The 25,564-nt window shown below is 63.6% G+C and carries 21 protein-coding genes, 2 pseudogenes and 1 riboswitch; of the genes and pseudogenes, 13 read left to right on the top strand and 10 right to left on the bottom strand.

Annotated elements, in window-relative coordinates; all coding sequences use genetic code 11:
- The first annotated feature begins 68 nt into the window (after positions 1 to 68).
- Both AC5Y4D_RS06130 and AC5Y4D_RS06125 read left to right on the top strand, forming a co-directional pair.
- The gene (locus tag AC5Y4D_RS06130) at positions 69 to 3,641 is read left to right on the top strand and encodes a non-ribosomal peptide synthetase (protein WP_500036711.1); all 3,573 of its coding nucleotides are present in this window, start codon (positions 69 to 71) and stop codon (positions 3,639 to 3,641) included.
- Positions 3,642 to 4,048: 407 nt separating this feature from the next.
- Positions 4,049 to 4,312: a hypothetical protein gene (locus AC5Y4D_RS06125; RefSeq protein WP_500036710.1), complete on the top strand. Its 264-nt coding sequence runs from the start codon at positions 4,049 to 4,051 to the stop codon at positions 4,310 to 4,312.
- Here AC5Y4D_RS06125 and AC5Y4D_RS06120 read toward each other — a convergent pair.
- Positions 4,290 to 4,493 (bottom strand): transposase, encoded by a 204-nt coding sequence (locus tag AC5Y4D_RS06120; protein ID WP_500036803.1) that lies wholly within the window; start codon positions 4,491 to 4,493, stop codon positions 4,290 to 4,292. The two genes, AC5Y4D_RS06125 and AC5Y4D_RS06120, sit on opposite strands and share 23 nt — an antisense overlap.
- A gap of 950 nt (positions 4,494 to 5,443) precedes the next feature.
- On the bottom strand, positions 5,444 to 7,030 hold the full coding sequence (locus AC5Y4D_RS06115; RefSeq protein ID WP_500036709.1) for a PPE family protein: 1,587 nt from the start codon (positions 7,028 to 7,030) through the stop codon (positions 5,444 to 5,446).
- Positions 7,031 to 7,422: 392 nt separating this feature from the next.
- Between AC5Y4D_RS06115 and AC5Y4D_RS06110 the strand changes: the two genes are divergently transcribed.
- Positions 7,423 to 8,301 (top strand): polysaccharide deacetylase family protein, encoded by an 879-nt coding sequence (locus tag AC5Y4D_RS06110; RefSeq protein ID WP_500036708.1) that lies wholly within the window; start codon positions 7,423 to 7,425, stop codon positions 8,299 to 8,301.
- Between the two features lie 523 nt (positions 8,302 to 8,824).
- On the opposite strand, the gene AC5Y4D_RS06105 is transcribed toward AC5Y4D_RS06110, so the two are convergent.
- From AC5Y4D_RS06105 to AC5Y4D_RS06080, 6 genes are all read right to left on the bottom strand, one after another.
- A complete protein-coding gene (locus AC5Y4D_RS06105; RefSeq protein WP_500036707.1) occupies positions 8,825 to 10,549 on the bottom strand; it encodes a PPE family protein in 1,725 nt (574 codons plus the stop codon).
- 63 nt (positions 10,550 to 10,612) lie between these two features.
- Positions 10,613 to 10,791, bottom strand: a riboswitch (cobalamin riboswitch).
- A gap of 750 nt (positions 10,792 to 11,541) precedes the next feature.
- Positions 11,542 to 12,570: a DUF732 domain-containing protein gene (locus AC5Y4D_RS06100; RefSeq protein WP_500036706.1), complete on the bottom strand. Its 1,029-nt coding sequence runs from the start codon at positions 12,568 to 12,570 to the stop codon at positions 11,542 to 11,544.
- 585 nt (positions 12,571 to 13,155) lie between these two features.
- Positions 13,156 to 13,959, bottom strand: coding sequence for a CbtA family protein (locus tag AC5Y4D_RS06095; protein ID WP_500036705.1), 804 nt, complete (start codon positions 13,957 to 13,959; stop codon positions 13,156 to 13,158).
- Positions 13,960 to 13,968: 9 nt separating this feature from the next.
- A complete protein-coding gene (locus tag AC5Y4D_RS06090; protein ID WP_500036704.1) occupies positions 13,969 to 14,178 on the bottom strand; it encodes a CbtB domain-containing protein in 210 nt (69 codons plus the stop codon).
- A gap of 313 nt (positions 14,179 to 14,491) precedes the next feature.
- Entirely contained in the window at positions 14,492 to 14,902 is a 411-nt protein-coding gene (locus AC5Y4D_RS06085) for an ImmA/IrrE family metallo-endopeptidase (protein ID WP_500036802.1), read from the bottom strand.
- A gap of 29 nt (positions 14,903 to 14,931) precedes the next feature.
- Positions 14,932 to 15,294, bottom strand: coding sequence for a hypothetical protein (locus tag AC5Y4D_RS06080; RefSeq protein ID WP_500036703.1), 363 nt, complete (start codon positions 15,292 to 15,294; stop codon positions 14,932 to 14,934).
- 479 nt (positions 15,295 to 15,773) lie between these two features.
- Here AC5Y4D_RS06080 and AC5Y4D_RS06075 point away from each other — a divergent pair, with 479 nt between their 5' ends.
- Entirely contained in the window at positions 15,774 to 16,262 is a 489-nt protein-coding gene (locus tag AC5Y4D_RS06075; protein ID WP_500036702.1) for a DUF6933 domain-containing protein, read from the top strand.
- Between the two features lie 355 nt (positions 16,263 to 16,617).
- On the opposite strand, the gene AC5Y4D_RS06070 is transcribed toward AC5Y4D_RS06075, so the two are convergent.
- The gene (locus tag AC5Y4D_RS06070) at positions 16,618 to 16,977 is read right to left on the bottom strand and encodes an Rv2640c family ArsR-like transcriptional regulator (RefSeq protein ID WP_500036701.1); all 360 of its coding nucleotides are present in this window, start codon (positions 16,975 to 16,977) and stop codon (positions 16,618 to 16,620) included.
- Positions 16,978 to 17,081: 104 nt separating this feature from the next.
- Here AC5Y4D_RS06070 and AC5Y4D_RS06065 point away from each other — a divergent pair, with 104 nt between their 5' ends.
- The 9 genes and pseudogenes from AC5Y4D_RS06065 to AC5Y4D_RS06025 all read left to right on the top strand — a co-directional run bounded on the left by AC5Y4D_RS06065 (position 17,082) and on the right by AC5Y4D_RS06025 (position 24,858).
- A complete protein-coding gene (locus AC5Y4D_RS06065) occupies positions 17,082 to 17,549 on the top strand; it encodes an ArsI/CadI family heavy metal resistance metalloenzyme (protein ID WP_500036801.1) in 468 nt (155 codons plus the stop codon).
- 58 nt (positions 17,550 to 17,607) lie between these two features.
- Complete coding sequence (locus tag AC5Y4D_RS06060) at positions 17,608 to 18,129, top strand: DinB family protein (RefSeq protein WP_500036700.1); 522 nt, start codon at positions 17,608 to 17,610, stop codon at positions 18,127 to 18,129.
- A gap of 43 nt (positions 18,130 to 18,172) precedes the next feature.
- Complete coding sequence (locus AC5Y4D_RS06055; RefSeq protein WP_500036699.1) at positions 18,173 to 18,547, top strand: ArsR/SmtB family transcription factor; 375 nt, start codon at positions 18,173 to 18,175, stop codon at positions 18,545 to 18,547.
- A pseudogene (gene arsB, locus AC5Y4D_RS06050) lies at positions 18,544 to 19,620 on the top strand (ACR3 family arsenite efflux transporter); the annotation flags it as partial. The gene AC5Y4D_RS06055 and the pseudogene arsB, both read left to right, overlap by 4 nt.
- Before the next feature lie 38 nt (positions 19,621 to 19,658).
- Positions 19,659 to 20,324, top strand: a complete 666-nt coding sequence (locus AC5Y4D_RS06045) for an arsenate reductase ArsC (protein ID WP_500036698.1) — start codon at positions 19,659 to 19,661, stop codon at positions 20,322 to 20,324.
- Between the two features lie 49 nt (positions 20,325 to 20,373).
- Positions 20,374 to 20,832, top strand: coding sequence for an arsenate-mycothiol transferase ArsC (locus tag AC5Y4D_RS06040; RefSeq protein WP_500036697.1), 459 nt, complete (start codon positions 20,374 to 20,376; stop codon positions 20,830 to 20,832).
- Positions 20,833 to 22,167: 1,335 nt separating this feature from the next.
- On the top strand, positions 22,168 to 23,301 hold the full coding sequence (nicT, locus tag AC5Y4D_RS06035; RefSeq protein WP_500036696.1) for a Nickel transporter NicT: 1,134 nt from the start codon (positions 22,168 to 22,170) through the stop codon (positions 23,299 to 23,301).
- 368 nt (positions 23,302 to 23,669) lie between these two features.
- A pseudogene (locus tag AC5Y4D_RS06030) lies at positions 23,670 to 24,040 on the top strand (heavy metal translocating P-type ATPase); the annotation flags it as partial.
- Positions 24,041 to 24,186: 146 nt separating this feature from the next.
- The gene (locus tag AC5Y4D_RS06025) at positions 24,187 to 24,858 is read left to right on the top strand and encodes a DUF305 domain-containing protein (RefSeq protein WP_500036695.1); all 672 of its coding nucleotides are present in this window, start codon (positions 24,187 to 24,189) and stop codon (positions 24,856 to 24,858) included.
- Between the two features lie 335 nt (positions 24,859 to 25,193).
- On the opposite strand, the gene AC5Y4D_RS06020 is transcribed toward AC5Y4D_RS06025, so the two are convergent.
- On the bottom strand, positions 25,194 to 25,547 hold the full coding sequence (locus AC5Y4D_RS06020; protein WP_500036800.1) for a cation transporter: 354 nt from the start codon (positions 25,545 to 25,547) through the stop codon (positions 25,194 to 25,196).
- Positions 25,548 to 25,564 lie beyond the last annotated feature (17 nt).

Below are 25,564 nucleotides of genomic sequence, written 5' to 3'. Positions count from 1 at the left end.
TTCAACAGTGGTGTTGTAAAACCAAGGCACCCCGATGTTGTAGCCTAACAGAAAAGTTAGGGCAACCTATGCTAACCACTCGGGGAGGGGTCGTGAACGCACGGATAACAAGTCCCACTACGGTCCGCGATGAGGTCGCCGAGCTCTTGGGCGTCAGCCCAGACGCTCTCGACCCGGCCACCGATTTGATCGCATCGGGCCTGGATTCTATCCGGATGATGACGCTGTGCGGGCGTTGGCGCAAACAGGGCGTCAATGCCAATTTCGCGGCCTTGGCGGCTGATCCCACCGTGCAAGCGTGGTCGGATCTGGTAGCTGAACACCAAGCCGTCAGCGGATTGTGCGACGACCCAGGTCCCTCCGCCGCAGCAGCCGACAGCGGCGATCCTGCTGATCCGTTCCCACTCGCACCGCTGCAGCATGCGTATTGGGTGGGGCGCAATTTCGACCAGCAGCTCGGTGGGGTCGCTGCGCACCTCTATGTGGAATTCGACGGCGCCGGTGTCGACCCCGAGCGGCTGGCCAGAGCTGCTGAACTATTGGCGGCCCGCCATCCGATGCTGCGTGTCGAAATCGACGCCGACGGGACGCAGCGCATCGGCGATCGCGGCCTTGCGGTCACGGTGATCGACCTGCGAGATCGCGACCCCCACGCGGCCGCGGAAGCTCTGCAAATCACCCGTACCGACAAGTCTCATCAGCTACTCGACGGTGAGGTGCTCGAGCTAACGCTGTCGCTGCTGCCCTACGGCCGCACCCGCTTACACGTCGATCTGGACATGCAAGGCGGCGACGCGGTGAGCTACCGCATCATCATGTCCGACCTCGCGGAGCTTTATCAGGGCAACCAGCTGCCGGAGCTGAACTACACCTACCGCGAGTACCGGACCGCCATAATCCCGATGGAAGCGGCACGATCCGACACCGACCGCGACTGGTGGACGCAACGCATCCCCGACCTGCCCGATCCTCCTGCGCTGCCCTTGGTCCCACGATCTGAGCAGGACAACCCCCGCAGCAGCCGGCGGCGCTGGCACTGGTTCGATGCTCACGTCCGCAAAGCGTTGTACGCCGCCGCCCAGCGCCGTGGTATCACCCCGGCCATGGCGTTCGCAGCGTCCTACGCCGGGACACTGGCCAGGTGGTCCACTAGCCGCCGATTCCTGCTCAACGTGCCGATGTTCGGCCGCGAACAGTTGCACCCCCACGTGGACAGGCTGGTGGGCGACTTCACCTCATCATTGATGCTCGACGTTGACCTGAACGGCGCCAACACCCCCCTCGCCCGGGGGCTTGCGCTGCAAGAGGCCCTGCATTCCAGCGCCCGCCACGTTGGCTATTCAGGTCTGTCGGTGCTGCGCGATCTGAGCCGCTACCGCGGCGTCCAGACGCTGGCACCGTTCGTGTTCACCAGCGGCGTGGGTCTCGGCGACCTGTTCGCCGGTACGGTGACTGAACAGTTCGGAGAGCCCGTATGGACCCTCTCCCAAGGCCCTCAAGTGCTGCTTGACGCACAGGTAACTCCAGTCGCCGGCGGCCTGCTGGTGAACTGGGACACCCGCGAAGAGGCATTCGCGCCGGGCGTCATCGACGCGATGTTCGCTCATCACCTCGCCGAGCTGCACAGGCTCACCGACGACGACTCCTGGTACACCGCAGATCCGCCCGACGTCGGCGAAGAACAGCGAGCCGTGCGGGCCGCAGTCAACAGCACGATCGCGCAGCCGACAGGCGAGGCGTTGCATGACGGGTTCTTCCGCCAAGCCGAACTACAGCCAGACGCACCCGCGGTTTTTGCGCGCTCCGGTGATCTCACCTACGCGCAGCTGCGCGACCAGGCGTTGGCGGTAGCTGCTGCACTCCGCGCACAAGGCGTGACCTCCGGCGACACGATCGCCGTGATCGGCCCCAAGAACGCTGAACAATTGCCGGCGGTCTTGGGCATCCTTGCTGCCGGGGGCGTCTATCTGCCCATCGGTGCCGATCAGCCGCCGACACGGGCACGACACATCCTGCAGACGGGCTCAGTCCGGTTAGCCCTTTATTCCGGGGAACAGCAGACACTGCCGACGGTTCCCGGCCTGCGACTTGCCGAGCTGCTATCTGGTCAGCGGGTCGGAATAGGCGAATTCACGTTTGTGAAATCTGACCCTAGTGCCCTCGCATACGTGCTGTTCACCTCGGGTTCCACCGGCGAACCCAAAGGGGTGGAGCTGACCCACAACGCAGTAATGAACACCGTCGAATTCCTAATCCAGCATTTCGATATCGGCTCCACCGACCGTTGGCTCTCGCTGGCCACCCTGGAATCCGACATGTCCATACCGGACATCTTCGCCAACTTGCGCGCCGGCGGAGCCGTCATCGTCGTCGACGAAGAACAGCGCCGCGATCCCGACGCCTGGGCCCAATTGATTGACACTCACCGTGTCACGGCGCTGAACTTCATGCCAGGGTGGCTGGAGATGCTGCTCGAGGTGGGCGACGGACGACTATCCTCACTGCGGACAGTGGCCATCGGGGGCGACTGGGTACGTCCCGAACTCGCCCGCCGACTGCAGCTGCAGGCGCCCAACGCCCGATTCGCCGGACTTGGCGGGGCCACCGAAACCGCAGTCCACGCAACGATCTACGAAGTCATCGATGCCGCCAGCCTGCCGAACACCTGGAACTCGGTGCCCTACGGTGTGCCGCTGCCGAACATGGCCTGTCGGGTCGTCAACGACGCAGGCGGTGATTGCCCCGACTGGGTGATCGGCGAGCTCTGGGTATCGGGGCGGGGCATCGCGCGCGGCTACCGCGGTCGCCCCGATCTGACCGCCGAGCGCTTCGTCGAATACCCGTTGGGCGGGGAAATGCGGACCTGGTACCGCACAGGAGACCTGGCGCGCTACCTACCCGGCGGCGGCACACTGGAGTTCGTCGGGCGGGCCGATCACCGCATCAAGATCAGCGGATACCGCGTCGAGCTCGGCGAAGTCGAAGCCGCACTGCGACGGGTGCCGGGGGTATACACAGCGGTCGCCGCGGTCGTTCCCGGTCCCGGCGAAACCGACGTGCTTGCAGCGGCGGTCTGCGCCGACGATACAGCCCTGACACCAGCTGACATCTGCGACGACCTCGTCGATCTCCTTCCCGCGCACATGATTCCACGCCACATCCTGCTGCGGGAGCGGATCCCGTTCACCGATTCCGGCAAGATCGATCGCACGGCGATAGCCAGCTCGCTCGCCGAGGCGTCGGCACAGCAATCCCGTGACACCGCGACCAGATTCGAAGCGCCGCCAACGACATTGGAGAAAGCTCTGTGTCATATCGTCGGGGAAGTTCTGCATCTCGCCAACAACACGGTAGGCGTCTATGACGACTTCTTCTCCCTCGGCGGTGATTCCATCCTCGCGACGCAAGCGGTCGCCCGCATCCGTGAAGACCTCGACTCGCCGAATCTGATGGTCTCCGATGTCTTCGTTACCAGGAATGTCGCCGGCCTGGCCGAGCGAATCACCACCCGGGAAGCCAGCGATGAGCGACTAGATCTGCTGGCACAGCTTTATCTGGAAATCGTCGACATGTCCGATGCCCAAGTGATTTCTGCACTCGAGACCAGAGGACCGAAGCGCCTCGACGGCATCGGCACCTGAAATCGATCTTCAGCGGTCAACCCCGACAAAGCTGCTTCATTCATCCGGAGCCACAGGCACACAGACCATCTGACACGCCCTGGCGCGCAGACCTGTCCGCGTTGCTGTGGCACGTGACCCATCACAGATATGCCGCCGGGTGGTTCCTCCCGGGCCGGTGCCGCCCTGACCCCTGCACTGGAAAGGAGCGCAAGGCCCGTGGCAATGGTGGCAGAAACGGTGGACGCTGTCATCGGTGGCGACACCCACTCATTGGAGATGACCGCACCGAACGGTGCGACGATGGCGACACTGACGATCACAACAACGCTTGCGGATTCGCCAAAGCACCGGCCTGGATCGCTTAGCATGCGCCCGGGCCCCGCGTCGTCGTTGGACTCGAGGGCACTCGCAGTTACGGAATCGGGTTGGCTCGTGCGCTTGGCAGCGCCGGCCTGACCGTCGTGGAGGTCGAGTGCCCCCGCCGGCAGTACCGGCGTCGCGGCAAGTCTGATCTGATCGACGCACGACTTGCTGCTCTTGAGGTGCTGCGGATGGATGATGTCCGAAAGCCGTTGCCGCGCAGTGACGGTGACCGCGAAGCCATTCGTATTCTTTTTGGCGTGCGGTACCTCAAACGCTATACCGCCCGCGAACTCTTTCGCGTCCTTAATGCCTCTGTCGCGCATTGACAACATAGAAGCGCCTTCGAGAGACCTGCGTGGGCACATCCGCCACCGGGTCAGCACGGTGCCGGGAAGTGCGGCCGCTACTGGCCGGCACCGGGCTGACTCCGGCCAGTGCCGCGAAGGCTGCTTCATGGCGGCACCGGCCGCGATGTGACCAGGACACGATCAACTGACCGCCGCTCACCGGCTTGACCCCGAGCCGGTCTTGCAGGCCGGGGGCGAACGCTTCGACCAGCTCGGCCAACTGACGCTTGTTATCGGCAAGGACGCGAGCACTCTCGCGGATCGCCAATGCCAGCAACGTGCTTCAGCGCGACGCACTTTCGCTTCGGTCCGTTTTCGACACTGCCGCGACTTCGCAGAAGCCATCGAATCGGTGAGTCGCCCGGCAGGAATCTGCCCCGCAGCCCACACGCAGTGAGACCTACCGAAAAGATATCTGCGAGTCAAGTTGCCGGGGTAATGAGTTCGCTCAGGAAGCGTGGTCGAGTGTGACATGGTAGCCCATGGCCTCGAGTTGCCGTACAGGACAAGGGAATTGGGTGACGGATGGACAACCCCGGCAACGGCGCGCCAACCACCTCTACACCCGCAACTGTGAAGAGCCGGAAGAGCTCGACCCGCTGGCGGTCGTCCTGTTCGCGAAGAAAGCCGGACTCATAGGCGCTGTCGCTACGCGCCACCGTCCAATCGAACGGTGCTCACTCTGAAACGCAATCACATGCCAGAATGAACGGAGTCGATGCCCGCCACGCGGCCGCCACGGGCGCGACCCGCTGCCGAGTCCCTGTTGCTGTGTTCGGCTTATTGGTCGGGTTGGCTTGACCCGTTTTCAGTTGTTCGCGCAGGGCCCACCGGCGTGTGGATGTTCCTGGGCGCGCAGCGTTCTTCGGTCAGCGCTCGGTGGCCAGCGTTGAGCGGTGTCGCTGATTGTGCTCGTGCTTGCAGTCGGCGATTACCACCCGGCTCTCCGGCAGAATGCCCCAATGGTTGCGATCGTCAGCGGTCACGTTGGTCCAAAGGTTAAGAGGGGTTGCACCCTCAACTGTGCAGAGCCGCTTTTCCGCCCAGCGCACCCGCCCGGCAGCTGCAGAGTGCCTCAACCCGATACCTATCGTGAACCCCAGCTGTCATTCACGAAGCACCCGCTTCGTCCGGTGTCCAGGTGCCTGGGACCATCGGCAGCTTCGGCCCGCTGCCGAATTCGTCCTCGGCCAGCGTGGTCAGGCCCGCCGCCGCGCCTGCTTCCTTAACCACAGTGCCTGCGAAACCCAGATGTCCGGCGCCTTGATCCGACGCAACGGTCGACAGTCCCGGCTCCCTACTCGGCGGTCCGCTCCAATCCGGGTCAACGTCGACATTCATGTCCATGAACTCGTCGCCGTGGTCGTGCAGCGCCGCGCGCCGACGTCGACGTGCCCGCGCACGCGCGGCCTCGCCGGTTGCCGCCGCGGCAGCATCGGGCTCTGGCGCCTTCTTCTTGGCACTGGCACTGGCGCCACTGCTCATCCCGGACCCGGACCCGAAGCCGATACCAGGGCCGCCGCCCACTAGGAACGGGTAGCCGAAGCCTGCGGCGGCCGGGGCCGGTGGCGGGGGTGCCGGCCCCGCGCTGATGACCGCGCTTACAGAAGGCGCAGGCGCGGGCGCCGGCGACGCGGGCGCGACCGACGCAACCGGGGCCATCCCCGCGACCGGCAACATTGGTCCTGCGGGGGGGACAGACGGCGCCACGACGGCAGGGATCGCCGTAGGCTGAATGGCGGCCAAACCGGAGAGCCCCGCTAGGCCGCTGACCGCTCCGAGATTAGTGACGCCGGCACCGAGCCCGACCCCCAGTAACAGCGGGGCCTGATTCACCGCTTGAAAAATCTGCGGTATGTGCTCGGGGTAGTCGAAGAAGATAAGATCAAAATAGGACTGCAAGGCCTCTTGCGGATTTGTAAAAAGTTCCTGAACAAACGTTTCGAAATCTTTCGGGAATTCGATGGCACGAGCAACCCACCAGTACGGGTCGGCCGCATTCGTATATTCTTCGAAAGGAATCCCGTTCAGGGTGCCGTCGGCGGGATCCCAGATCACGCGGCCACCGGAGAAGACGCGCAAGAACTCCGCAACGACATTGTCAATGAAGGTCGCGTCGCCTCCGTGCGCGACCTCATCCGCCTGTTCGCTCTCAGGGCTCTGCTGCACGATCTCCGGTGCGGGATCGGTCTGCGGTGTCGACGCCAGCGCCGCATCGGACACTGCTTGATATGTCGCCATCGTGGTGGCGGCCTGGATCCACATCCGCACGTAGTCGGCCTCGTTGAGCGCGATCGGGATGGTATTGATCCCGAAGAAGTTGGTCGCCACCAACGTTTGGTGGATGACGTGGTTAGTAGCGAGTTCGGGCAGCGTCGGCATCGCCGCCAGCGCGGTTGTATATGCGGCGGCCGCGATCTCGTGCTGCGCAGCGGCGTCCGCGCTGGTTGTGCTGGCCTGGGTCAACCACGCCAGATACGGCGTGTGCGCGCCGACATACTGCTCGACGCTCGCTCCCTCCCAGGCCCCGCCCTGCACCGCACCCAACTCGGCCATGAGTCCGTCGGCCACCTGCATGTACTCGGTGCTCAGCGCTGACCACGCCGCGGCGGCCGACAACAACGGGCCGGGGCCCGGACCGCTGCTAAGCAGCGTCGAATGCACCTCAGGCGGCGACGCCATCCACATCGTGCCCATCTGAACCCTCTTCCCCAAGCACCCCAGCTTCGAACCTTACTGGGTTTGAAAATCGTTTTCAACACGGGCGAAAATCAGCTCGCTGAAGTGATTGCCCGACCGCGAGAGGGGCCATGGCGCGTAGGTGCGCGGTCCTATGGCCGGCCCATTTAAGGAGGGAAACCCGATAGCGGGCCCGCACCGGGTGGCCAAGCTACTGGTCGCAGACGAGCACGCCCGCAATCCCGACCGATAGACCATCCCCGACAAGGTCCACAGTGACCGCCCGCTGGCGCCGAAACTGCTCGACCAGCCCAAAATCGTTGATGTCCCGGTCTGCTCGGTGGATGCCGGAGGCCACCTTGGGCGTAGGCTCCGCCGGATCGGTGCGGACACAGATTAGGAGGGGAGCGATGGTGGTCAGACTGCGCATGAGCCGCCGCAACGGCTGGGCGGTGGTGGCGGCCGCCGTTGTCGTGGTCGTGGTGGCGGCAGCGATCGGGGCTGCAGTGTGGTACCGCCGCGCACAGGACCCCGATCACGTGGATTGCCACAAGGCCAAGTGCGTGGCACTGACGTTCGACGACGGGCCGACCCCGTTTACCGACCGGCTGTTGCAGGTGCTACATCAGCGTGACGCGAAGGCGACGTTCTTCTTGATCGGCAACAAGGTGGCCCGCGATCCACAAGCGGCCAAGCGCATCGTCGACGCAGGCATGGAGGTAGGCAACCACACCTGGGAACACCCCAATATGACCACGATCGATCCAGCCCAGATCCCGCGACAGTTGGCGGCCGCCTCCCAAGCCATTGCCGCGGCGATCGTATACAAACCCACACTGCTGCGCACCGCCGGCGGGCTGATCAACGACGTCGTGCTCAGCGAAGCCAGAAGGCAGGGCCTGGCCGACGTCAACTGGGATGTCATCCCGTACGACTGGATCAACGACGCCAACACCGCCGCCACACGCTCCATGCTGATCACCCAGATCAAGCCCGGATCAGTGGTGCTGCTACACGACACCTATTCCAGCACCGTGGATCTGGTGTATCAGTTTCTCCCGGTGCTGGCGGCCAACGGCTATCATGTGGTCACGGTAAGTCACCTCCTTGGCTCGCGTTCACCGGGCAGCAGTTACGGAGGGCGGGAAAACGGGCCCCCAGTCAACTTGTTGCACGACATCGATCCCGCGGCCATACCGACGTTGCCGGCTACCGCGTCGTCGAAGCCCGCGCCGAACATCCCGATCACCGATCTGCCGAACCAAAGTGCAGGCGGCCCACCGCAATAGGGTCGCCCTCACTATTGGGGTCCGCATCAAATCGACCACCAATTAAGCTCGCAGAACAACACCAGCCGCAAGATCACCCGATGCCAGACACGACGCGCTGATCTTCGACGGCTCCCCCGCTAGTCAACACCTAGCCGTTCATTCAACGTCGGCTCGCGACTTGGTAGCAGGGGGCCGAGCACCGGTCAAGGTGTCGCTGGCCCCGCCTCGAAGCCTCGACTCGCTGGGCGGAGTGTTCCCTGGGTGGTTTGGCCATCGCGGCCGATGACGAGCTGAGGACCGCGACAACCTGCGCTGAGGCCGGATCTGGTCGCGGCTCGGCGCTTTCGGCGCCGGGGAAGCCGATCGCGCGGCTGTTCCGGTAGGTCTCGATGACCGCGAGTAGTTCGGCTTCGATGGGCACGCTGCGTTGTGGGCCGCCTTCAACTTTGGCGGCATGTTGGCCCGCTTCGGTTCCGTGAGAAATCAGCGGTCGAGGCCGGTGGCGTGCGGCCATCGCGCACTTGCCTCCCGTCCCGCCGGGCTATGGGTTGCCGCCTACCCCGTCGTCCGGTTGGGAGTTCGACGCCGAGTCGGCGGCCCAAGTGCCCGGCATCATCGGCATGCGCGGACCGCCACCAAACGCGTCGTCGGCCAGTGTGATCAAACCGGCCGCCGCAGAGATGTTCGGACGCGGCACGGTTCCGGCGAACCCCAGCGTTCTCGCGCCCTGATTTGAAGCCGACGAACCGCCCGCATCGGGCTCCAAATCCATGTATTCGTAGCCGCGACCCAGCATAGTGACCTTCGCCCGCCGGCGCCGCGGTGCCGCGGACGGCTCGGGGGGAGTCGCCGCGGCACCGGGGGCCTCGGCACTGTCGGGTGCGGGTGCTTTCTTCCGGGCACCGGCGCCGGCCGCGCGTTTGGCAGCTGAGGCAAGGTCACCGACCAGGTAGCCGAAATTTTCCATCCCCGCACCCATACCTAGGCCCGCGCCCGCCCCACTCACCGACGGTGGCGCGGCCGCCGGCGGCGGCGCTCCGGGCGCGGGTGTCGAAGCGATCGCCTCCGCGGGAGGCGGTGTCGGGGACGCACTAGAGGAGAGAATGCTGGGGGCAAGCGCCGCAAGGGGCGGCGTGGCGGGCACCACAGGAGGCGCCGGCGGCGATGCTACGGCGGCCAACGCCGCCAGGCCCTTGACGCCGATCGGTGTCAACACCGCCGCTGCAGCCAACGGCACCAAAGGAGCAGTCAGCAGCGGCACCAGAACCGTGATCAGCACGATCGTCTGCTCTAGCAGAGTCTTCAGCAACGCGATGGTGTCGGTGATGATCGTGCCGACGGCTTCGACGGTGACGAAGAGAATGGTGAAACCGATGGTCGTCGGGTTACCCGACGCGAATGCCGCAGTGAGATCCAGGGAGATGTAAAAGAACGTCTGCGCCAAGAATGCGGCGTACTGACCGATGTCCATCGGGTAACCGAGCGCGAACGCGATGTTGAACGGGCTCAGGAACGAAAGTGGGTTACCCAGCAGTGGCAGGTACGGATCGAATCCGGCGAACATCGATTGAAAATACGGGCTCTCGAACAGAGCGTCGATTAACGGTTGGAAGTTGGCGTCGTAGTACTCGACGTATCCGATCTGCTCCAACCATTGAAAGAAGTCGTTCTGTTGGTCGGCGGGCAACGGGAACTGCCCATTGATAATCTTCGCCAGCGCTTGGGCTGCGTTGACGATGTACGGCGCCGACAGGGGATGCGAAGCAGCCGCCACCAGCGCATCGATGAGCTCTTGATAGGTGCTCATCACCGTCGCGGCCTGAATCCACATCCGCACATAGTCGGCTTCGTTCAGGGCGATCGGGATCGTATTGATGCCAAAAAAATTGGTGGCTGACAGCACCGCGTGCGTGGCGTGGTTAGCGGCCAACTCCAGCAGCGTCGGCATGTCGGCCAGGGCGGTCGTGTACGTGGCTGCCGCAGTTTCTTGTCGCACAGCGGTGGCCGCGCTGTCGGCGCTGGCCTGCGCCAGCCACGCCAGGTAAGGCGCATGGGCGGCCACGTAGGCAGCAGCAGTCGGGCCGTCCCAGGTCCCGGCCTGCACCGCCGCCAACACCGCCATGAGTTCTTGAGCTGTCTCCGCGTATTCGGAGCTCAGCGAAGTCCACGCCGCCGCGGCAGCGAGCAACGAGCCTGAGCCCGGGCCGCTACTTAGCAGCGCCGAGTGCACCTCGGGCGGTGCGGCCATCCAAATCGGGGCGGTCATCGGAATGCCGGCCTGAGCCATGCGAGCATCGACGATCAGCTCTCTCGGGGTACACCGCCCCGGGTCGCAGGACGCGATGACGCGAGTCTCCTGGCTCTCGGATCGCTGCTCGCCTCGCCTTCCAGCTTTCGCCGTGGCCTATGAGGGTCGCTTCCCGATTACAGTGGCGGGACCGCACCGGATTCACACCGGCTTCCTACTTCGTCATTGCCTTACGTGTTACATTGTCGCACTCCACTGGTCCACGCAAATGACAAATCAGCGAGATTGCTAGTACCGATTGAATACACATGCACGGTCACCGGGACCCCGTGAATAGTCCACGCGTTCTGCAGTGAGTCCCTAGGTCCTGTGTCTCGTCGGCTGAGGGTGCTTAACCCCCGGTAGTGGATGCCTGCAATGCAACGGCTCGACCCCGGCATGGCGGCTGACAGAAGAAGCCACCGACAAGGTCCAGCAACGCCGACAGCGTTACGTTGACGACGACGTCCACGCGCCGAGCGTGATCACCCTTAACGCGGTCGCCTCATGGCCATTGGCGGCCTCGCGGATCCGCAGGCCAGCCCGGACCATTGGATCTCCCACCATCCGCTCACCGACGAGGTGGTTGAGCAAAAACCCGACAAAACATCCGACTGCAGCCATTGCGGCCCATCTCGCCTCGCGATTGGCGATGGCGCAACTCTGGTAGCTCGGCGGAGAGGCAGCGATCGCCGCCGGGCCTGGACATCCGAGAGCGGCTCGGCGATCTGCAGCTCCTTCAAGATCAACTGCGACCGACTCGATGACTGCGATTCGGTAGAGACTGCTAATCGTCTGGTCCGCAACGGGCTCTCACACGGGACGTCCGACTCCAACGGCTGGCCGATCAGCTGCATGGGGTTGGCCACGAGTTGCTCGGCAGCGTAATCGATGGGCGGATGCCCGCGCCGCCGCCCTGCCCATTCCGAGCTCAGCCTCCGCATTGCGGCAACCTCATTCACGCCGTCGGCCTATCCCGGGTCAGCGGCGGGCTCTGTCAAAGGCCGGGGCGCGGTTCCTGTTTCATGGTGCGACTCTGATAATGCCTGGCGGCATGGAAGGCGTAGGAGAAGGCTCCATCGGGCCGCGACCGCGGTCGCCGCCGCCAGCGCCACCGCTGCCGGCACCGCCGCCACCACCGCTGCCGGCACCGCCGTCACCACCGCCGCCACTGCCAGCAGCACTCCCCGGCAGAGGAGCATTGGCGGGAGCGCCACCTGTTGCGTCGGGGGCGGCGGCTCCTGGGGCGGCGGGGGCTCTTGGGGTGGCGCTGGCGGCGGCTCCCGAGGCGGGGGTGGCGGCTCCTGAGGTAGCGGCGGCGGCTCCTGGGGCAGGGGCGGCGGCTGCTGCGGTGCGGGTGTCCGTGGGGGTAGGAGGACATGCGCTGGCGGAGGCGATGGCACCGGAATCTGAGGTGGACTCGGCGCGACGGTCTCCCCTGTAGAAACGGTTTCGACCAGCGGAGCGAGAAGCGAGTTGCAGTCTGATCGGTCGCCGCAGCAGGGGCCCGCAACAAAGACGCCGCCGCCCATCGAGTAAAGCCGTCGCACCACCCCGCTGGATGCCCGTTTCCGGCCCGCCGCCGGCGTGTTGATCATGACCGGCGCCGGCAGGCGGCAGCGCAAATCGCATTCTGAGGTCACTGTGCTGTGCGTGTACGCAGCAACCCGGGGCGTGGGTTCATTCAATCCGGGCGCGGAATTAGCCGTGACAGGGGCCAACTTGTCCTGGTTGAAGGGGCAGTAGACCTGCACAGCCGCAGTGACGAAGCGGGAGAAGGTGCGTGTGAGGCGGTCGCGACGGTATTGGCGCAGGTTCGGGTCATGGTTGACCGCAAAGTTGGTCATCGACTCGACTACGCCATCGAACGGCATGCCGCCGTCAAGGCGGCCACAAACCTCATGGGCTAGCGCAATCAGGCTCGGTACGTTCTCGAGGGCGGGAATGCCATGTCTGTCGAGCGATGCCAAAAACTGGTCGTCCTGGCTCGGGTCGGCCACTGCTGCACTGCCCGCAGGATTGCGGCGCCGACCAATAGCACTGCGGCGGTAGCCACGACGCCCGCACGGCGAGCGGTACCGGTAAACATGACAGTGGTCTCCGTCCTATAGGTTCGCCGATTGACGGGCTGGCGTGGTGACCGATGTCACTTGTCTGGCCGTCTGTACACCCCCGGCTTCTGCTGCTGTGACATTGCTCAAATATGCGGCCCGGGCCGGTGGCATTAGTGGCAAACCGTCTCGGGATATCTACTATCTATGTACAAAGATAGTAGATCGGAGTGGGGTCACTCGCAATCACGCTCGGTCCGTTGGTACCACCGTCGCCGTGGCCGTTCGCCCGCCGCGTGGCCGTTTACGACGGAGACCTGCAGGGCAACCTGAACACCGCGGACTTCGGGATCCCGCTCGCCGACCGGGCTAAGGGCTGGCATTTGGCATTGGTGATTCAGTGCCGCGCCGCAGTGAGCCGGCATAAAGGACATGCGGCTAACCAGGGACCGCGGTGTCGCTGAGCGGAAAACGTCCGACCGCCATGGCCTCGGTCATCGCATGCGACACCAGGGTCATGCAGGACAACAGCGGTCATGCATCGGTTACGCCACGAGGCTCGCCGCCCGTCAGGTTCTTGCCCCGCTCGCCCAGTAGTCGGTCTGCAAGCATCGAAAAGACCAGTCCCATGGTCACCCACAGCACCAGCTGCGTACCCAGCGACACCAACCTGAACTGATAGAGAACATCAGCGGGGAAGCCAGGATAGGTGATCGTCCCCGCGGAGTCGCGCAGAGGCTCAGGGGTCTCGTCAACAGTCGGCCATAGCAGCATGACTGCCGCGATCACGACGATGTAGCCTCCGGCTGCGGTCAGCCCAGCGTTCCACGCACCAAGTCGCGCTGCAAGCAGCCTGGCCAGCAATAGCGCGCCGATCGCCAGCGCAACCGACACCAGCAGCATCACCAGATACCATCGGGTGCGCGCGCCGATCGTGTCCGATTGACCGACGGCCGGCGGATTTGACGGGTATTTCACGAACGGCACCAGGTATACCGCGGTGAAGATTCCGCTCGCCAGGCGGATCGAAAGAGCGCGTGGGCTAACATCTTTCGATCGTCCATAAGCGACGCAGAAGGCGACAGCGAACAGGGCACCTATCGCGATGCCGAAAAACAGCAAACCGAAACCTAATCCGGCGTTGCCCTGTGTGCCGCGGGTGAACAGTTCGGCGCCGTGTTCGTGAACGCCCGAAGGGTGCGCTGCGTCGATGCGGCCGTCTTCATACTCTATTGCGCGGGCAATGACCGGCTCAGCCAGTAGCCGGGCGAAGACGAACGCCAGCACAGCACCAACCGCGCCCGCCAGGACACCGCGCGCTATCAGACGCTTTTCCATGTGGACGGCTCAGTGGCAGGGAAATCCGATCAGATGCCTTGGGTCATGTAAGAACTCGTGCACGTACGTGTCGTTGCCGAACAGCGATACCGCGCCTTGGTCTATACCGACCAAGTAGAGCACCAACAGCGCCAGGAAAGCGGTTGCCGCCAACCAGAGCGCCGAACGCGCCGTTGACAGATCGCGCGTGCCCACCTGGGTTGTTTGCGAATGCGCCATCATGTGCTCCTTCTGGGAATCTCGCGTCCCGCTCGGGCTGATGACGGGCCGCGGGTCTGACTTTAGACAGTGGCGCGACCGTTCTGGAGTTTCACCAGATTCCGTAGCTCGTCTACAACATCAGCCAGTGTAAACCGGACGCAGAAACGGCACACTTCTGACGGGTGACCTGACTTCGTCACTGTGGGCGGTCCGATGTTTGGTCCGCATATCAGGGGTTGTCCACGAGCACCCGCCGGATAATCCCGGTTATCCATCGTGTTCGCGGGGCGGCGACCGGTGTTTTGTAGAGCCGACTATGAAGCACCGTCGGTCACCAGTTTCTCGAGCTCCGCGATATCGGTGTCGGTGATCTTGCCGCGCAGGGGACTCGCAACTTTCCAGTCGTCTGTAGTTTCGCGTACCGGCCGGCAACAACCGCGACGCCTATCCCCAGACGAGCAGCCAGAACAACAAGATCCTGTCGCGAGCGAGCCTTGGCGATGAGGTGATTTGCCTCGCCGGGAAACAGTGTCTCGCAGGCAAATGCATCGGCTTCGTCTTCTGCAGGGTCATCGTCCCCTCTTTCGCAATCAAGGTCGAGAAAGGTTATACGACGCTGATGTTTGACCACATGGCCAAGCTCGTGCGCGAGGTTAAACCAAAAGATGTCGGGTTTGCGATGCCGCTCGGTCATTCCGATGACAGGGGTTTCGCCGTCGAGCCACCATGTGGCGGCGTTAATTCTAGTGCCGGGAACTTCCCGGACGAAGGTCAGAACGACACCCGCTGTGGCCAGCGTCGTGCGGGCCGCGAGAAACCCGTTGGTGACCGAGAGGTTGGTATAGCCGGCAACGCTTTGGCGGCTTTCCGAATGTTTCGCATACTGAGCGGAGCTGTATCGGTATGGGCCGCGGAGAGTTCCACTAGGCGCAGCGATAGTGCGGTGTTGTGTTCAGCGACGGTGAATGCTTGGCTGCGCCGAAATGAAACCCTACGTTGCATCCAGCGCTTGTCGAAGGCCTCGGGTGAAGCCACCTGAAAGAATCTCAAGGTCTTGTCGACCTTCGTCGCGTCGTCGTCGTCGGCACTGATAATTGCATTTCGCAGCAGCGTGGGCTGGTCGAATCGGCTCACCCACGTAATGTGTTGGCCGAGAGCTTCTTTCGATTTTCGGCGGAGCTATGGTAAGAGCCGTCGCCCGCATTTGGTCGCCGTTCCGTCTCTCGGGATTGGTTACGTCCAAACCTCACAAGGAATGGACGTTTGCGAGTTGTCCGCTTTGCCGACGGGCGCGTCCGGCGAGCCGTCCAAGCGCCAATGTATCTCCGACGAATAGACCATAAATAATCAAACTTATCCATGAGTCAGCACGGCAGTCGCCAATTCGTTGTCGAATGAAAGCGGCTGCACAGCAATATGTTTCAGTCCCGATCTCAATGACTACGTCTGCCAAAGAACATCAAGCCCAGGGAAGCTCTACAAAACTCGAGCGACTGCGAGAGAAGCATTTGCGGATCGCGCAGATCATGGCACAGTCCGCAGACGGTGAGGGCACCGTCACGGTGTTGTTGTGTACCGATCGCCGGTAGCTTTGCCTACGATCATGACTCGTGATGCTGCGATGCACCGCCAAGGTGTTGGCGCTAGTGGGGGTGTCTGAGTCGGCCCTCGGCGAAGCCTGCCCGCAGGACTGGTATGCCCACCTGATCTGGATCGACCGGCGCAAGTGCCTGCTGGTGACCCACGCCGGCACCTTGTTCTCGGTGTTCATGCCGAACGTCACTGCCACCGGCCTGCGCCCGATCGGCTCGGCCGTCGTCTCGGCGATCCAGGCCGCGCTGCAAGCCGAACACCTGCCCATCGATACGCTCGGCGAACTCGATCCCCAGAAGGTGGCCGTGGCGAAGACCACCGACCGCCGCATCCTGGGCACCATCAACGATCTAGCGTTCACCATCGAACACGTCATCGCCACTAATGGCGGTCTGGCCCGCTGCGACATCAACGCGCTCCACCACGGCCTGCATCGCACCATCAACAGCATCACCGGCTACATCCCACCGATCGACATGGTCACCGACAGCCATCAAGGCCAGCGGTAAAAGCGGTCAGATGCGGGGAGGGAACCGGCCTGCCGGGGAGCTAAATCCGTCACTGTGACGTAATGCTATGTGCAACAACACTTCTGCGTATTGCCGTACCGGCCCGATCCGCCCGTCCATGTCCGTTGTCCGTTCTCATTGATGTTGGGGCATTCTCATTGAAGCTGGGGTAAGTGCGTGTCTTTCTCATTGAATCTGGGATCCATGATTCAGCAGATCATCGCCGGCAGCCTGCGCCGTCCGCCGGATCTGCCCATGCGGTCGATGGTGGACACAACGGTGCGCCATACCGGCCGTGACTGCGCGACACAACCACGGGCGTCCGCCACGGTGGTTCGGCTACTAAATCTCACGGCTACAAGTAGCAGGTGGGGTCGAGCACCGCGCACAACGCTTGCAGCGATTCCGGCCGCACCCGGTGAAAGACGTTCATGCCGCGGCGATCTGAGATGGCGAGCCCGGCTTTGCGTAGTTGGCCGAGATGGTGGCTGACCGTGGACTCCGAGATTGCCAGGACGGTGGCCAGGTCCCCACTGGTTTCCTCACCGGCGGCGGAGCTGAACAGATACGACATGATCTTCACCCGCACCGGATCGGCGATCGCCTTCAGTCGCATCGCCACCGCCAGGGCGTTCTCATCGCTGATCGGCCCCGCTGCCACCGGCGCGCAGCAGACCGGCGCGGACATGTCGATCACCGGCAACGCTTTAGGCATCTCCCTATCCTGCCATGGTTCTTGACATATATCAAAAAGGTGGCATGTTGGGCATCGGCGCGCTAGTTCGATATATGTCTCACAAGTCGGAGGAGGATCCGCTTATGTCCCGTGTTCAACTCGCCCTCAATGTCGATGATCTCGATGAGGCGATCACGTTTTACTCCAAGCTGTTCAACACCACCCCAGCGAAGGTGAAGCCGGGTTATGCCAACTTCGCCGTTGCCGAACCCCCGGTGAAGCTGGTGCTGCTGGAAAACCCCGGCCAGGGCGGCACCATCAACCACCTCGGTGTCGAGGTCGAGTCCAGCGAGCAGGTGCACGCCGAGATTGCTCGGCTCTCCGGTGCGGGTTTGTTCACCGATGAGGAGATCGGCACCACCTGTTGCTTCGCCACCCAGGACAAGGTGTGGGTGAGTGGCCCGGCCGGGGAGAAGTGGGAGGTCTACACCGTGTTGGCCGATTCCGACACCTTCGGCACCAGCCCGCAGCGGCCAGCGGACGCCGACGCCGCCGTGTGCTGCGGCGGATCGTCCACGGAAGCAGAAACTGCAACAGCATCCTGCTGCTAGTCGCTCGCGACCTACCGCGGCCATGGCGACCTGGCCGCGGTAGGCGCATGATCGGGGCATGGACCGCGACGCCATAGCTGCTGACCTGGAGCGCGCGCGTGTGACGTTTCATCAGCTGTTAGCAGCGGCCGGCACAGACGACTGGCGCACACCATCGTATGGAACCCGATGGACCAATGAGCAATTGCTGTTCCACATGGTGTTCGGCTACATGGTCGTGCAACGGCTGCTGCGACTCGTGCGGGTGATGGGCCGCCTGCCTGACGGGGTGAGCGCGGCATACGCCCGGCTGCTCAACGCGGCGACGACGCCGTTTCATCAGATCAACTACTACGGATCATGCTCGGCCGCATTGTTCTACAACCGGCGACGGATGGGCGCCAAATTTGACCGGGTCATCGCTGCACTGCAACGCCGACTCGCACGAGAGACCGACGATGACCTGCGTCGCGGCATGCATTTCCCACCGAGGTGGGATCCGTTCTTCTCCGACTACATGACGCTTGAAGAGGTCTACCGATACCCCGGGCGCCACTTCGACTTCCACGCGAAGCAGCTCACCTTCACCTGCCACACCTAGCGTTCATTTGCCAACTGGATTCGATATCTGTCAATATCGATGCATGTCGAAGTCATCGGAGTTGTTGACCGACCAGGGCTGTTGCCCACCCGGGGCGCTGCTGCGTGAGCCACTGTCGGCCGCGGCGGCCGCGGATATGGCGAGCAAGCTCAAGGCGCTGGCTGATCCGGTCCGGCTGCAGTTGTTCTCGGCGATCGCCAGCCACGCTGGCGGGGAAGCCTGCGTCTGTGACATCTCGGGCGGGTTGGAGGTTTCCCAGCCCACCGTGAGCCATCACCTCAAGGTGCTGCGTGACGCGGGGCTGCTCACTTCTGAGCGTCGAGCGTCGTGGGTGTATTACGCGGTGGTACCCGACGCGCTGGCCAGCCTGTCGGTGCTGCTGGGCGCCGCTGCCGACACGGCGGGGGCCCCGGCATGACTGACGCTGCGGTATCTCCCGCATCGGCCGTGATGGCCAAGCTCTCCACCCTCGACCGGTTCCTGCCGATCTGGATCGGCGTGGCGATGATCGCCGGGTTGCTGCTCGGGCGGTGGATCCCGGGCTTGAATACGGCGCTGGAAAGCGTTCAGCTGGACGGGATTTCACTGCCCATCGCAGTGGGCTTGCTGATCATGATGTATCCGGTCTTGGCGAAGGTCCGCTATGACCGGCTCGACACCGTGACCGGCGACCGCAAACTCCTGGTCGCCTCCCTGCTGGCGAACTGGGTTCTCGGCCCGGCGTTGATGTTCACCCTGGCCTGGCTGCTGCTGCCTGATCTGCCCGAATACCGCACCGGGCTAATCATCGTCGGACTTGCCCGCTGCATCGCCATGGTCATCATCTGGAACGACCTGGCCTGCGGCGACCGCGAAGCCGCCGCCGTCCTCGTCGCCCTGAACTCGATCTTCCAAGTCGTCATGTTCGCGGTGCTGGGCTGGTTCTACCTGTCGGTGCTGCCCGGCTGGCTGGGACTGGAACAAACCACCATCGACACCTCACCCTGGCAGATTGCCAAATCCGTGGTCATATTCCTCGGCATCCCCCTGCTCGCCGGATACCTGTCCCGACGCATCGGGGAAAAGACCAAGGGTCGCGACTGGTACGAGAGGAAGTTCCTGCCCCGTGTCGGGCCGTGGGCGCTCTACGGGCTGCTGTTCACCATCGTGATTCTCTTCGCGCTGCAAGGCGATCAGATCACCAACCACCCGTGGGACGTGGCTCGCATTGCCCTGCCGCTGCTGGCCTACTTCGCCATCATGTGGGGCGGTGGCTACCTACTCGGCACCCTGCTCGATCTCGGGTATGAGCGCACCACCACCCTGGCATTCACCGCTGCGGGCAACAACTTCGAACTCGCCATCGCGGTGGCAATCGCCACCTACGGTGCGACCTCCGGGCAAGCTTTGGCCGGGGTCGTCGGGCCACTCATCGAAGTACCCGTCCTGGTTGCGCTGGTTTATGTCTCGCTGGCATTGCGGCGCCGCTTCACCCACCACACCCCCCAACACATCCCCGCCCACTCGGCGACGACAACGGACGCCACACCATGACCGACAACCCCGCAACCCACCCAGTCCGCACAGACCTGTCCACCGACCAACAGCTCGCATCGACGACGGCGACCCGCCTACACGGCGAGTTCGATGGCACGTTTGACATCGAAACCATTAAACGCTTCCTGCAGTCCTCCGGCGACCAGTTAGCGGGTCGCGCATCCTTTCCTAACCTCCCGCCCTTGTTGGCCGAGCGGTTCGCCCGCCAACGCCTGCGCGCACTGGCCCGCATCGAGGGCAAATCTGGCGACGCCAAGCCCACCGTGCTGTTCATCTGCACCCACAACGCCGGCCGCTCCCAGATGGCCCTTGGGTTCTTCACCCACCTGGCCGGCGACAACGCGATCGCCTGGTCGGGCGGATCCGAGCCCGGCAATGAGGTCAACCCCGCCGCAATCGCCGCCATGGCCGAAGTCGACATCGACATCACCGGCGAATACCCCAAACCCTGGACCGACGAGATCCTGCAGGCAGCCGACGTCGTGATCACCATGGGATGCGGCGACTCGTGCCCGATCTTCCCCGGAAGGCGCTACGAAAACTGGGAACTCCCAGACCCCGCCGGCCAAGGCCTCGACGCCGTGCGGCAAATCCGCGATGACATCGACCAACGTGTCCGCCGGCTGCTGGCTGACCTCACCGTCACGGTCAGCCACTGATTCGAGCGCAGCCCGATCACCTGAAGCCCGCCACACCGGAGAACGCCACGTGACACCACCTGCGGTCCTGTTCGTCTGCGTCAGCAACACCGGCAAATCCGTGATGGCACAAGGCCTCATGCAGCACACGGCGCCAGGTCAGATCATCGCCACCTCGGCCGGCACCAACGCCAAAACCAACGTCAACCTCGAGTCTGCGCAAGTCCTGGCGGAACTAGGTATCGACGTCACCAACCACCGTCCCGTGCAACTGACCAACAAGATGCTCCAGGCCGCCGACCTCATTGTCGTTGTCGGCACCAAAGCCCACGTCCAACGCGTCGCCGGAACACCCATCGAAATCTGGGACACCGACGAACCCTCCCTGCGCGGCATCAAGGGCCTCGAACGGATGCGGCTAATCCGCGACGACATCGCCGACCGCGTCAACGATCTCGCCGCCCGCCTCACCCGGCAAGACCCGACCACAACGGCACCGACCACGACAACACCGAGCCGCCCCAGATAGATTGGCAAACCCAAGACGCCGATCTTGCCAATCTAGCTGGGACACTGCAGGTCAGAGCGCCGAAGACGCCTAAATAGATTGACAACGGACACTAACCAAGGGACGCCATCCGGCACACCACCCGCCATACTCGGCGGCCCAGTGCGTGCCTGACGGGCGACTAGCCACTCGAGCGTGTGGGTGGCCGGTGCGGAGGCGCCGACGCCGCGGTGAAAGACCGGCCCGACCGGCTGCCCTCGTGGGACTTGATCAGCGACTGGATCCGGTTGGGGAGCAGCAACGGTGAAGACAGCCACAGTAGCGCCGCCAACCTCGACATAGGCGACTCTCCCAGTGCGGGCCATCCACGAACGCTTTGAGCTATCCTGCGCCACAGCGGGATCGAGTTCTGCGACGCCGGCGGCCTGCCCGGGCTCGACGCCCACAACGAAATACGCTTCGCCCGCCACACTCGCGAACCGCGGTCTGGGGTACGGGTTGGCGAAGCCAATAATGGTCCGCGCGCTCGCCGAATCGCCACGCCGGGGTGCTGAAATCCAGCCGGCTCGTCCATTCGACCCGATGCGTTTCCGAAGTGCCCACATCGGCCCGAAAGATCGCTTCGGCCAATGCATTAAGGCGCTGTGCGGCGGGCAGCGGCGCCGCGGTGTCAATACCGGTGAGCGACTTCTCGCCCCATCTCTGCAAAAGTTCGAGAACTTGCACGTGCGGGTCCAAGATGGCACCCATCTCTGACATGCTCGAAGACCCCGGCAAGGCGCAGAACGGAGCAAAATCAACGACTACGACATCTTCGTGAGGCCTAGGCGGCGAAGAATGAGAACAACCAGATGAACGCGCACTATGAACGGCCCACGGGTGCTGGCCCTTGCCCTCGACGAGGTCCTGGACGCTGGCTGTGGCTCGGGTGCCTTTCCGATGCGCTGCGTGGACGTGCCGCCGTCACCGGTATCGATCCCGTGACGCGTGCGCGACTGGCCAGACGGCGGCTCGGTGAGGACACATCACTACAGGTGGTCGATCATTAGTACCGAGAGCATCGCCATCCGCGTTGTGGTGCAACGCAATCCGTGCTTGCGAAACAGCGTTCGGATGCGGTCCTCACCGGTATCGGGGCGGGCTTGGTCAGGATCGTCTGCCGCCGCCCTCATCACACCCGCCGCGATTCAGCAGCGCACCGCTCGGTGTCCTGGTTTCCTTGCTAAGTGGGGCGGCATTTATATTGCAAGTCCAGTGCACCCACGTTGGGTACGGAGCGTCCGTCGTGGTCTGTCGCGGTGAGGTGTGCACTATCGTGGTCGGCGCGCAGCGTGACTCGACAAGGTAAGGAAACCCATGGCCCGCGCCCCTGCTGCTGTGGCTGACGGATCCCGATTAGCCCGGTTCCGCGCTAGCCTGTCCCCCCAGGACTGGGTATCGCTGGCGGGGATGGCTGGGTTTATCTTGCTGCTCAACGTTCTCGGGTGGGGTGTGCTGGCGTTGTTCATCGCGCCGCGGCATTACGACCTGGGCCCATCGGGGGTGTTCGGTGTGGGGCTGGGTGTCACCGCGTTCCTGCTCGGGTCGCGCCACGCCTTCGACGCCGATCACATCGCTGCGATCGACAACACCACCCGCAAGCTGGTCGGGGAGAACCGCCGCGCAATGTCGGTGGGGTTCTTTTTCTCCCTGGGCCACTCCACGGTCGTGTTTACCGTTTCGCTAATGCTGGCCTTGGGATTTCGCGCACTCGCCGGGCAGATCGGGCCCGAGAGGAACAGGTCGGCGTTGCAGGAGAACCTGGGCCTGGTGAGCACCATCGTCTCCGGGGTGTTCCTGATGCTAATCGGACTGATCAACCTGGTGGCCCTCGTCGGCATCGTCAAGGTGTTCCGCCAGATGCGCAGCGGCGCGCTCGACGAGGCCGAGATGGAACGCCAGCTCAACTCCCGCGGCTTCATGGCCCGCATCCTGGGGCCGATCATGCGCTCGATCACCAAGCCCTGGCAGATGTATCCGGTGGGGCTGTTGTTCGGGCTGGGGTTCGACACCGCCAGCCAGGTCGCGCTACTGGTGCTGGCCGCTGGCTCGGCCGCATTCGCGCTGCCCTGGTACGCGGTCCTGGTCCTGCCGACCCTTTTCGCGGCCGGCATGTGCATCTTCGACACCCTCGACGGAGTGTTCATGTCCCGCGCGTACGGCTGGGCGTTCCTCAGACCGGTCCGCAAAGTCTTCTACAACCTGGCCATTACCGCGCTGTCAGTAGCGATCGCCCTGATCATCGGGCTCATCGAACTCCTCGGGCTGCTCGCCGAGAAACTCGGCATCGACTCCGGTTTCCTAGGCTGGATCGCTTCGCTAAAACTCGGCGCCATCGGCTACACCGTCGTCGTCCTCTTCATCGCCACCTGGCTGATCGCATTAACGGTCTGGCGCTTCGGGCGCATTGAAGAACGCTGGAGCACCCCACAAACAACAGCAACGGACTGACACGTTAAGGCCCCACGTAGTTCTGAATTGTCGGCGCTATGGGATGTAGGAGACGACGGTCAGTCCGGGCGTCGCCGACGCGGGCGTAGTCGAGCAACGCGGCCGGCCCCGGGCGGATGCGTTTTCGCGCTGGCGAGCGCCCGACCGGGTCACGGTGAAATCGATAGCGAGAGGCGAGAACGCCCGCGCACACGACACCGCAATGCAAGCTCTCGCGTCTCCGCCGCGATCGAAGACCCAGACGATCGGGCGGTGGCGTTGGCGGAAGTGCTCGCCGCCGCCGGTGACCACAGGGGCGCCGCCCTGGAGGTCGTGAACTCGATCCCCAAGTCATCTTGGCGGGCCAAGCCCGGCTCGGGGGTCAGACCATCAAGCAATTGCAGGCCGACGGCAGAATTGTTGCCATGATCGGTGATGGCGTCAACGATGCGCCCGCCCTCGCCCAGGCCGACCTCAGGCTCGCGACGGGCACCGGCACCAATGTCGCCATCGAGGCGAGCGACTCGACACCGAACCGCGCTGACTTGCGCGTAGTCACCGACGCAATCCGCCTCTCCCGCAATACCTTAACTACCATCAAGAGAAACCTGTTCGATGCCTTCGCCTACAACATCGCTGCGCTGCCACTGGCGGCCGCCGGCCTGCTCAACCCATGCTGGCTGGCGCTGCGATAGCTTTCTCCTCGGTATTCGTCGTCCGCAACAGCCTGCGACCTCGCAGGTTCAACCCGCTCACGTGAGCGCCGCAGACAATCACTCAGCCCATTCCAGGCCAGCCAACATCAGCCGTAAAGTTTGGCGGCATACTTATCGGGTACGGGAGCAAAGGTAAAGTACCTATACCCGGTATACCCAACAGGCCGGGCGCGTATCCCGAAAGGAAGCCATGGTGAGGCGACGGCTATTTACCCTTACCGCAGCAGCAATCGCGGTGCTACTGACCATGGTAGCGTGCGGCGACTCAGAGAATCCGTCCGCGCCTAGCAACACCTTTCGCATGCCTTCTAGGGCGTCAGGTTCGGCCGAGAGCACTCCTTCGGCGCACAATGCTGACGACGTCACCTTCGCCCAGAGCATGATTACTCACCACCAGCAAGCGATCCAGATGAGCGACATCATCCTTGGTAAGCAGGGCATCGACACTCGCGTGATCGACCTGGCCAACAAGATCAAGGCGGCGCAGGGGCCCGAGATCCAACAGATGCAGACATGGCTGACCCAGTGGGCGCAGCAAACGACTGCGCCAACAACTGCCCTCAGCAGCACACCCGCAACCACAATGCCGGGAATGCCAAGCCACAGCGGCATGCCCGGGATGACCGGAATGCAGGGGATGATGTCTGACCAGGACATGCAGGCTCTGCGAAACGCTCAAGGCATCGAGGCTAGCAAGCTATTTCTCACCCAGATGATTCAGCACCATCAAGGCGCAATCACCATGGCCCAGAACGAAATTCATTCCGGTCAGTACACTCCGGCCATCGCGCTGGCGCAATCGATCGTGACTAATCAGCAACAGGAGATCGACACCATGCAAACCCTACTGAAGTCGCTCTAGGTACGTCACCGGCCGGACTCCATGCGCATGGCCGACGGTGTCATTGCCGCAGTGACATGACTACCGGTTTCGCAATCGGTTAGGGACCACCTAATTGGCTCAGGGGCATGAGCTGGTGTCCTCGGGTCAGCTGTCAACTGATGAGTTTCTGCCGTCGGTGGCAGGACTGGCCTTCGATGACGAGTTCGTGCGCGGTGGAGGTGAGTCGGTCGACCGCGGATTGGGCCAGCAGAGGCTCGGCCACGACGGCCAAGCGATTCGTCGGGGGGTTGCGGTTGGACGTCAGCACGCTTGTGGGGGTGAGGGCTGCGCGCGCTTGAGGCGGAAACAGGATTTCAGATGCCATCACCATCGACGAACCCGAGCCCGGCGCCGTGCTCACCCGGCAGCGCACAGGACGTACTCGTCATGGCCGGGGGCCGGCGGTCTCCGGCGTGTGCAACGCCTCGCTCCCGGCGCGAGTCATGATTGCCAGTCCATTCTCCTGCGGTCATCATCCACGGGTCGGCAACATGGTAGCCCTGTTCCTCGATGGCCTCGATCAGCCGCCGGGTCGTTGCTCGGTGGTCGTGATGGACGGTGATCGTCTTTGTTGGCAGGTCGACCCCCACAGCGCCGACGCCCGCGATGGGGGTGACGATGCCCTCGAGCGCGGACTTGCATGTTGGGGACGCGATCCCGGGCAGCAACAAGGTCGTGGCCGCCT

It is taken from the genome of Mycobacterium sp. NGS67 (assembly GCF_059812185.1).
The sequence above is the reverse complement of the archived record's forward strand: the minus strand, read 5'-3'. Positions and strand labels throughout refer to the sequence as shown.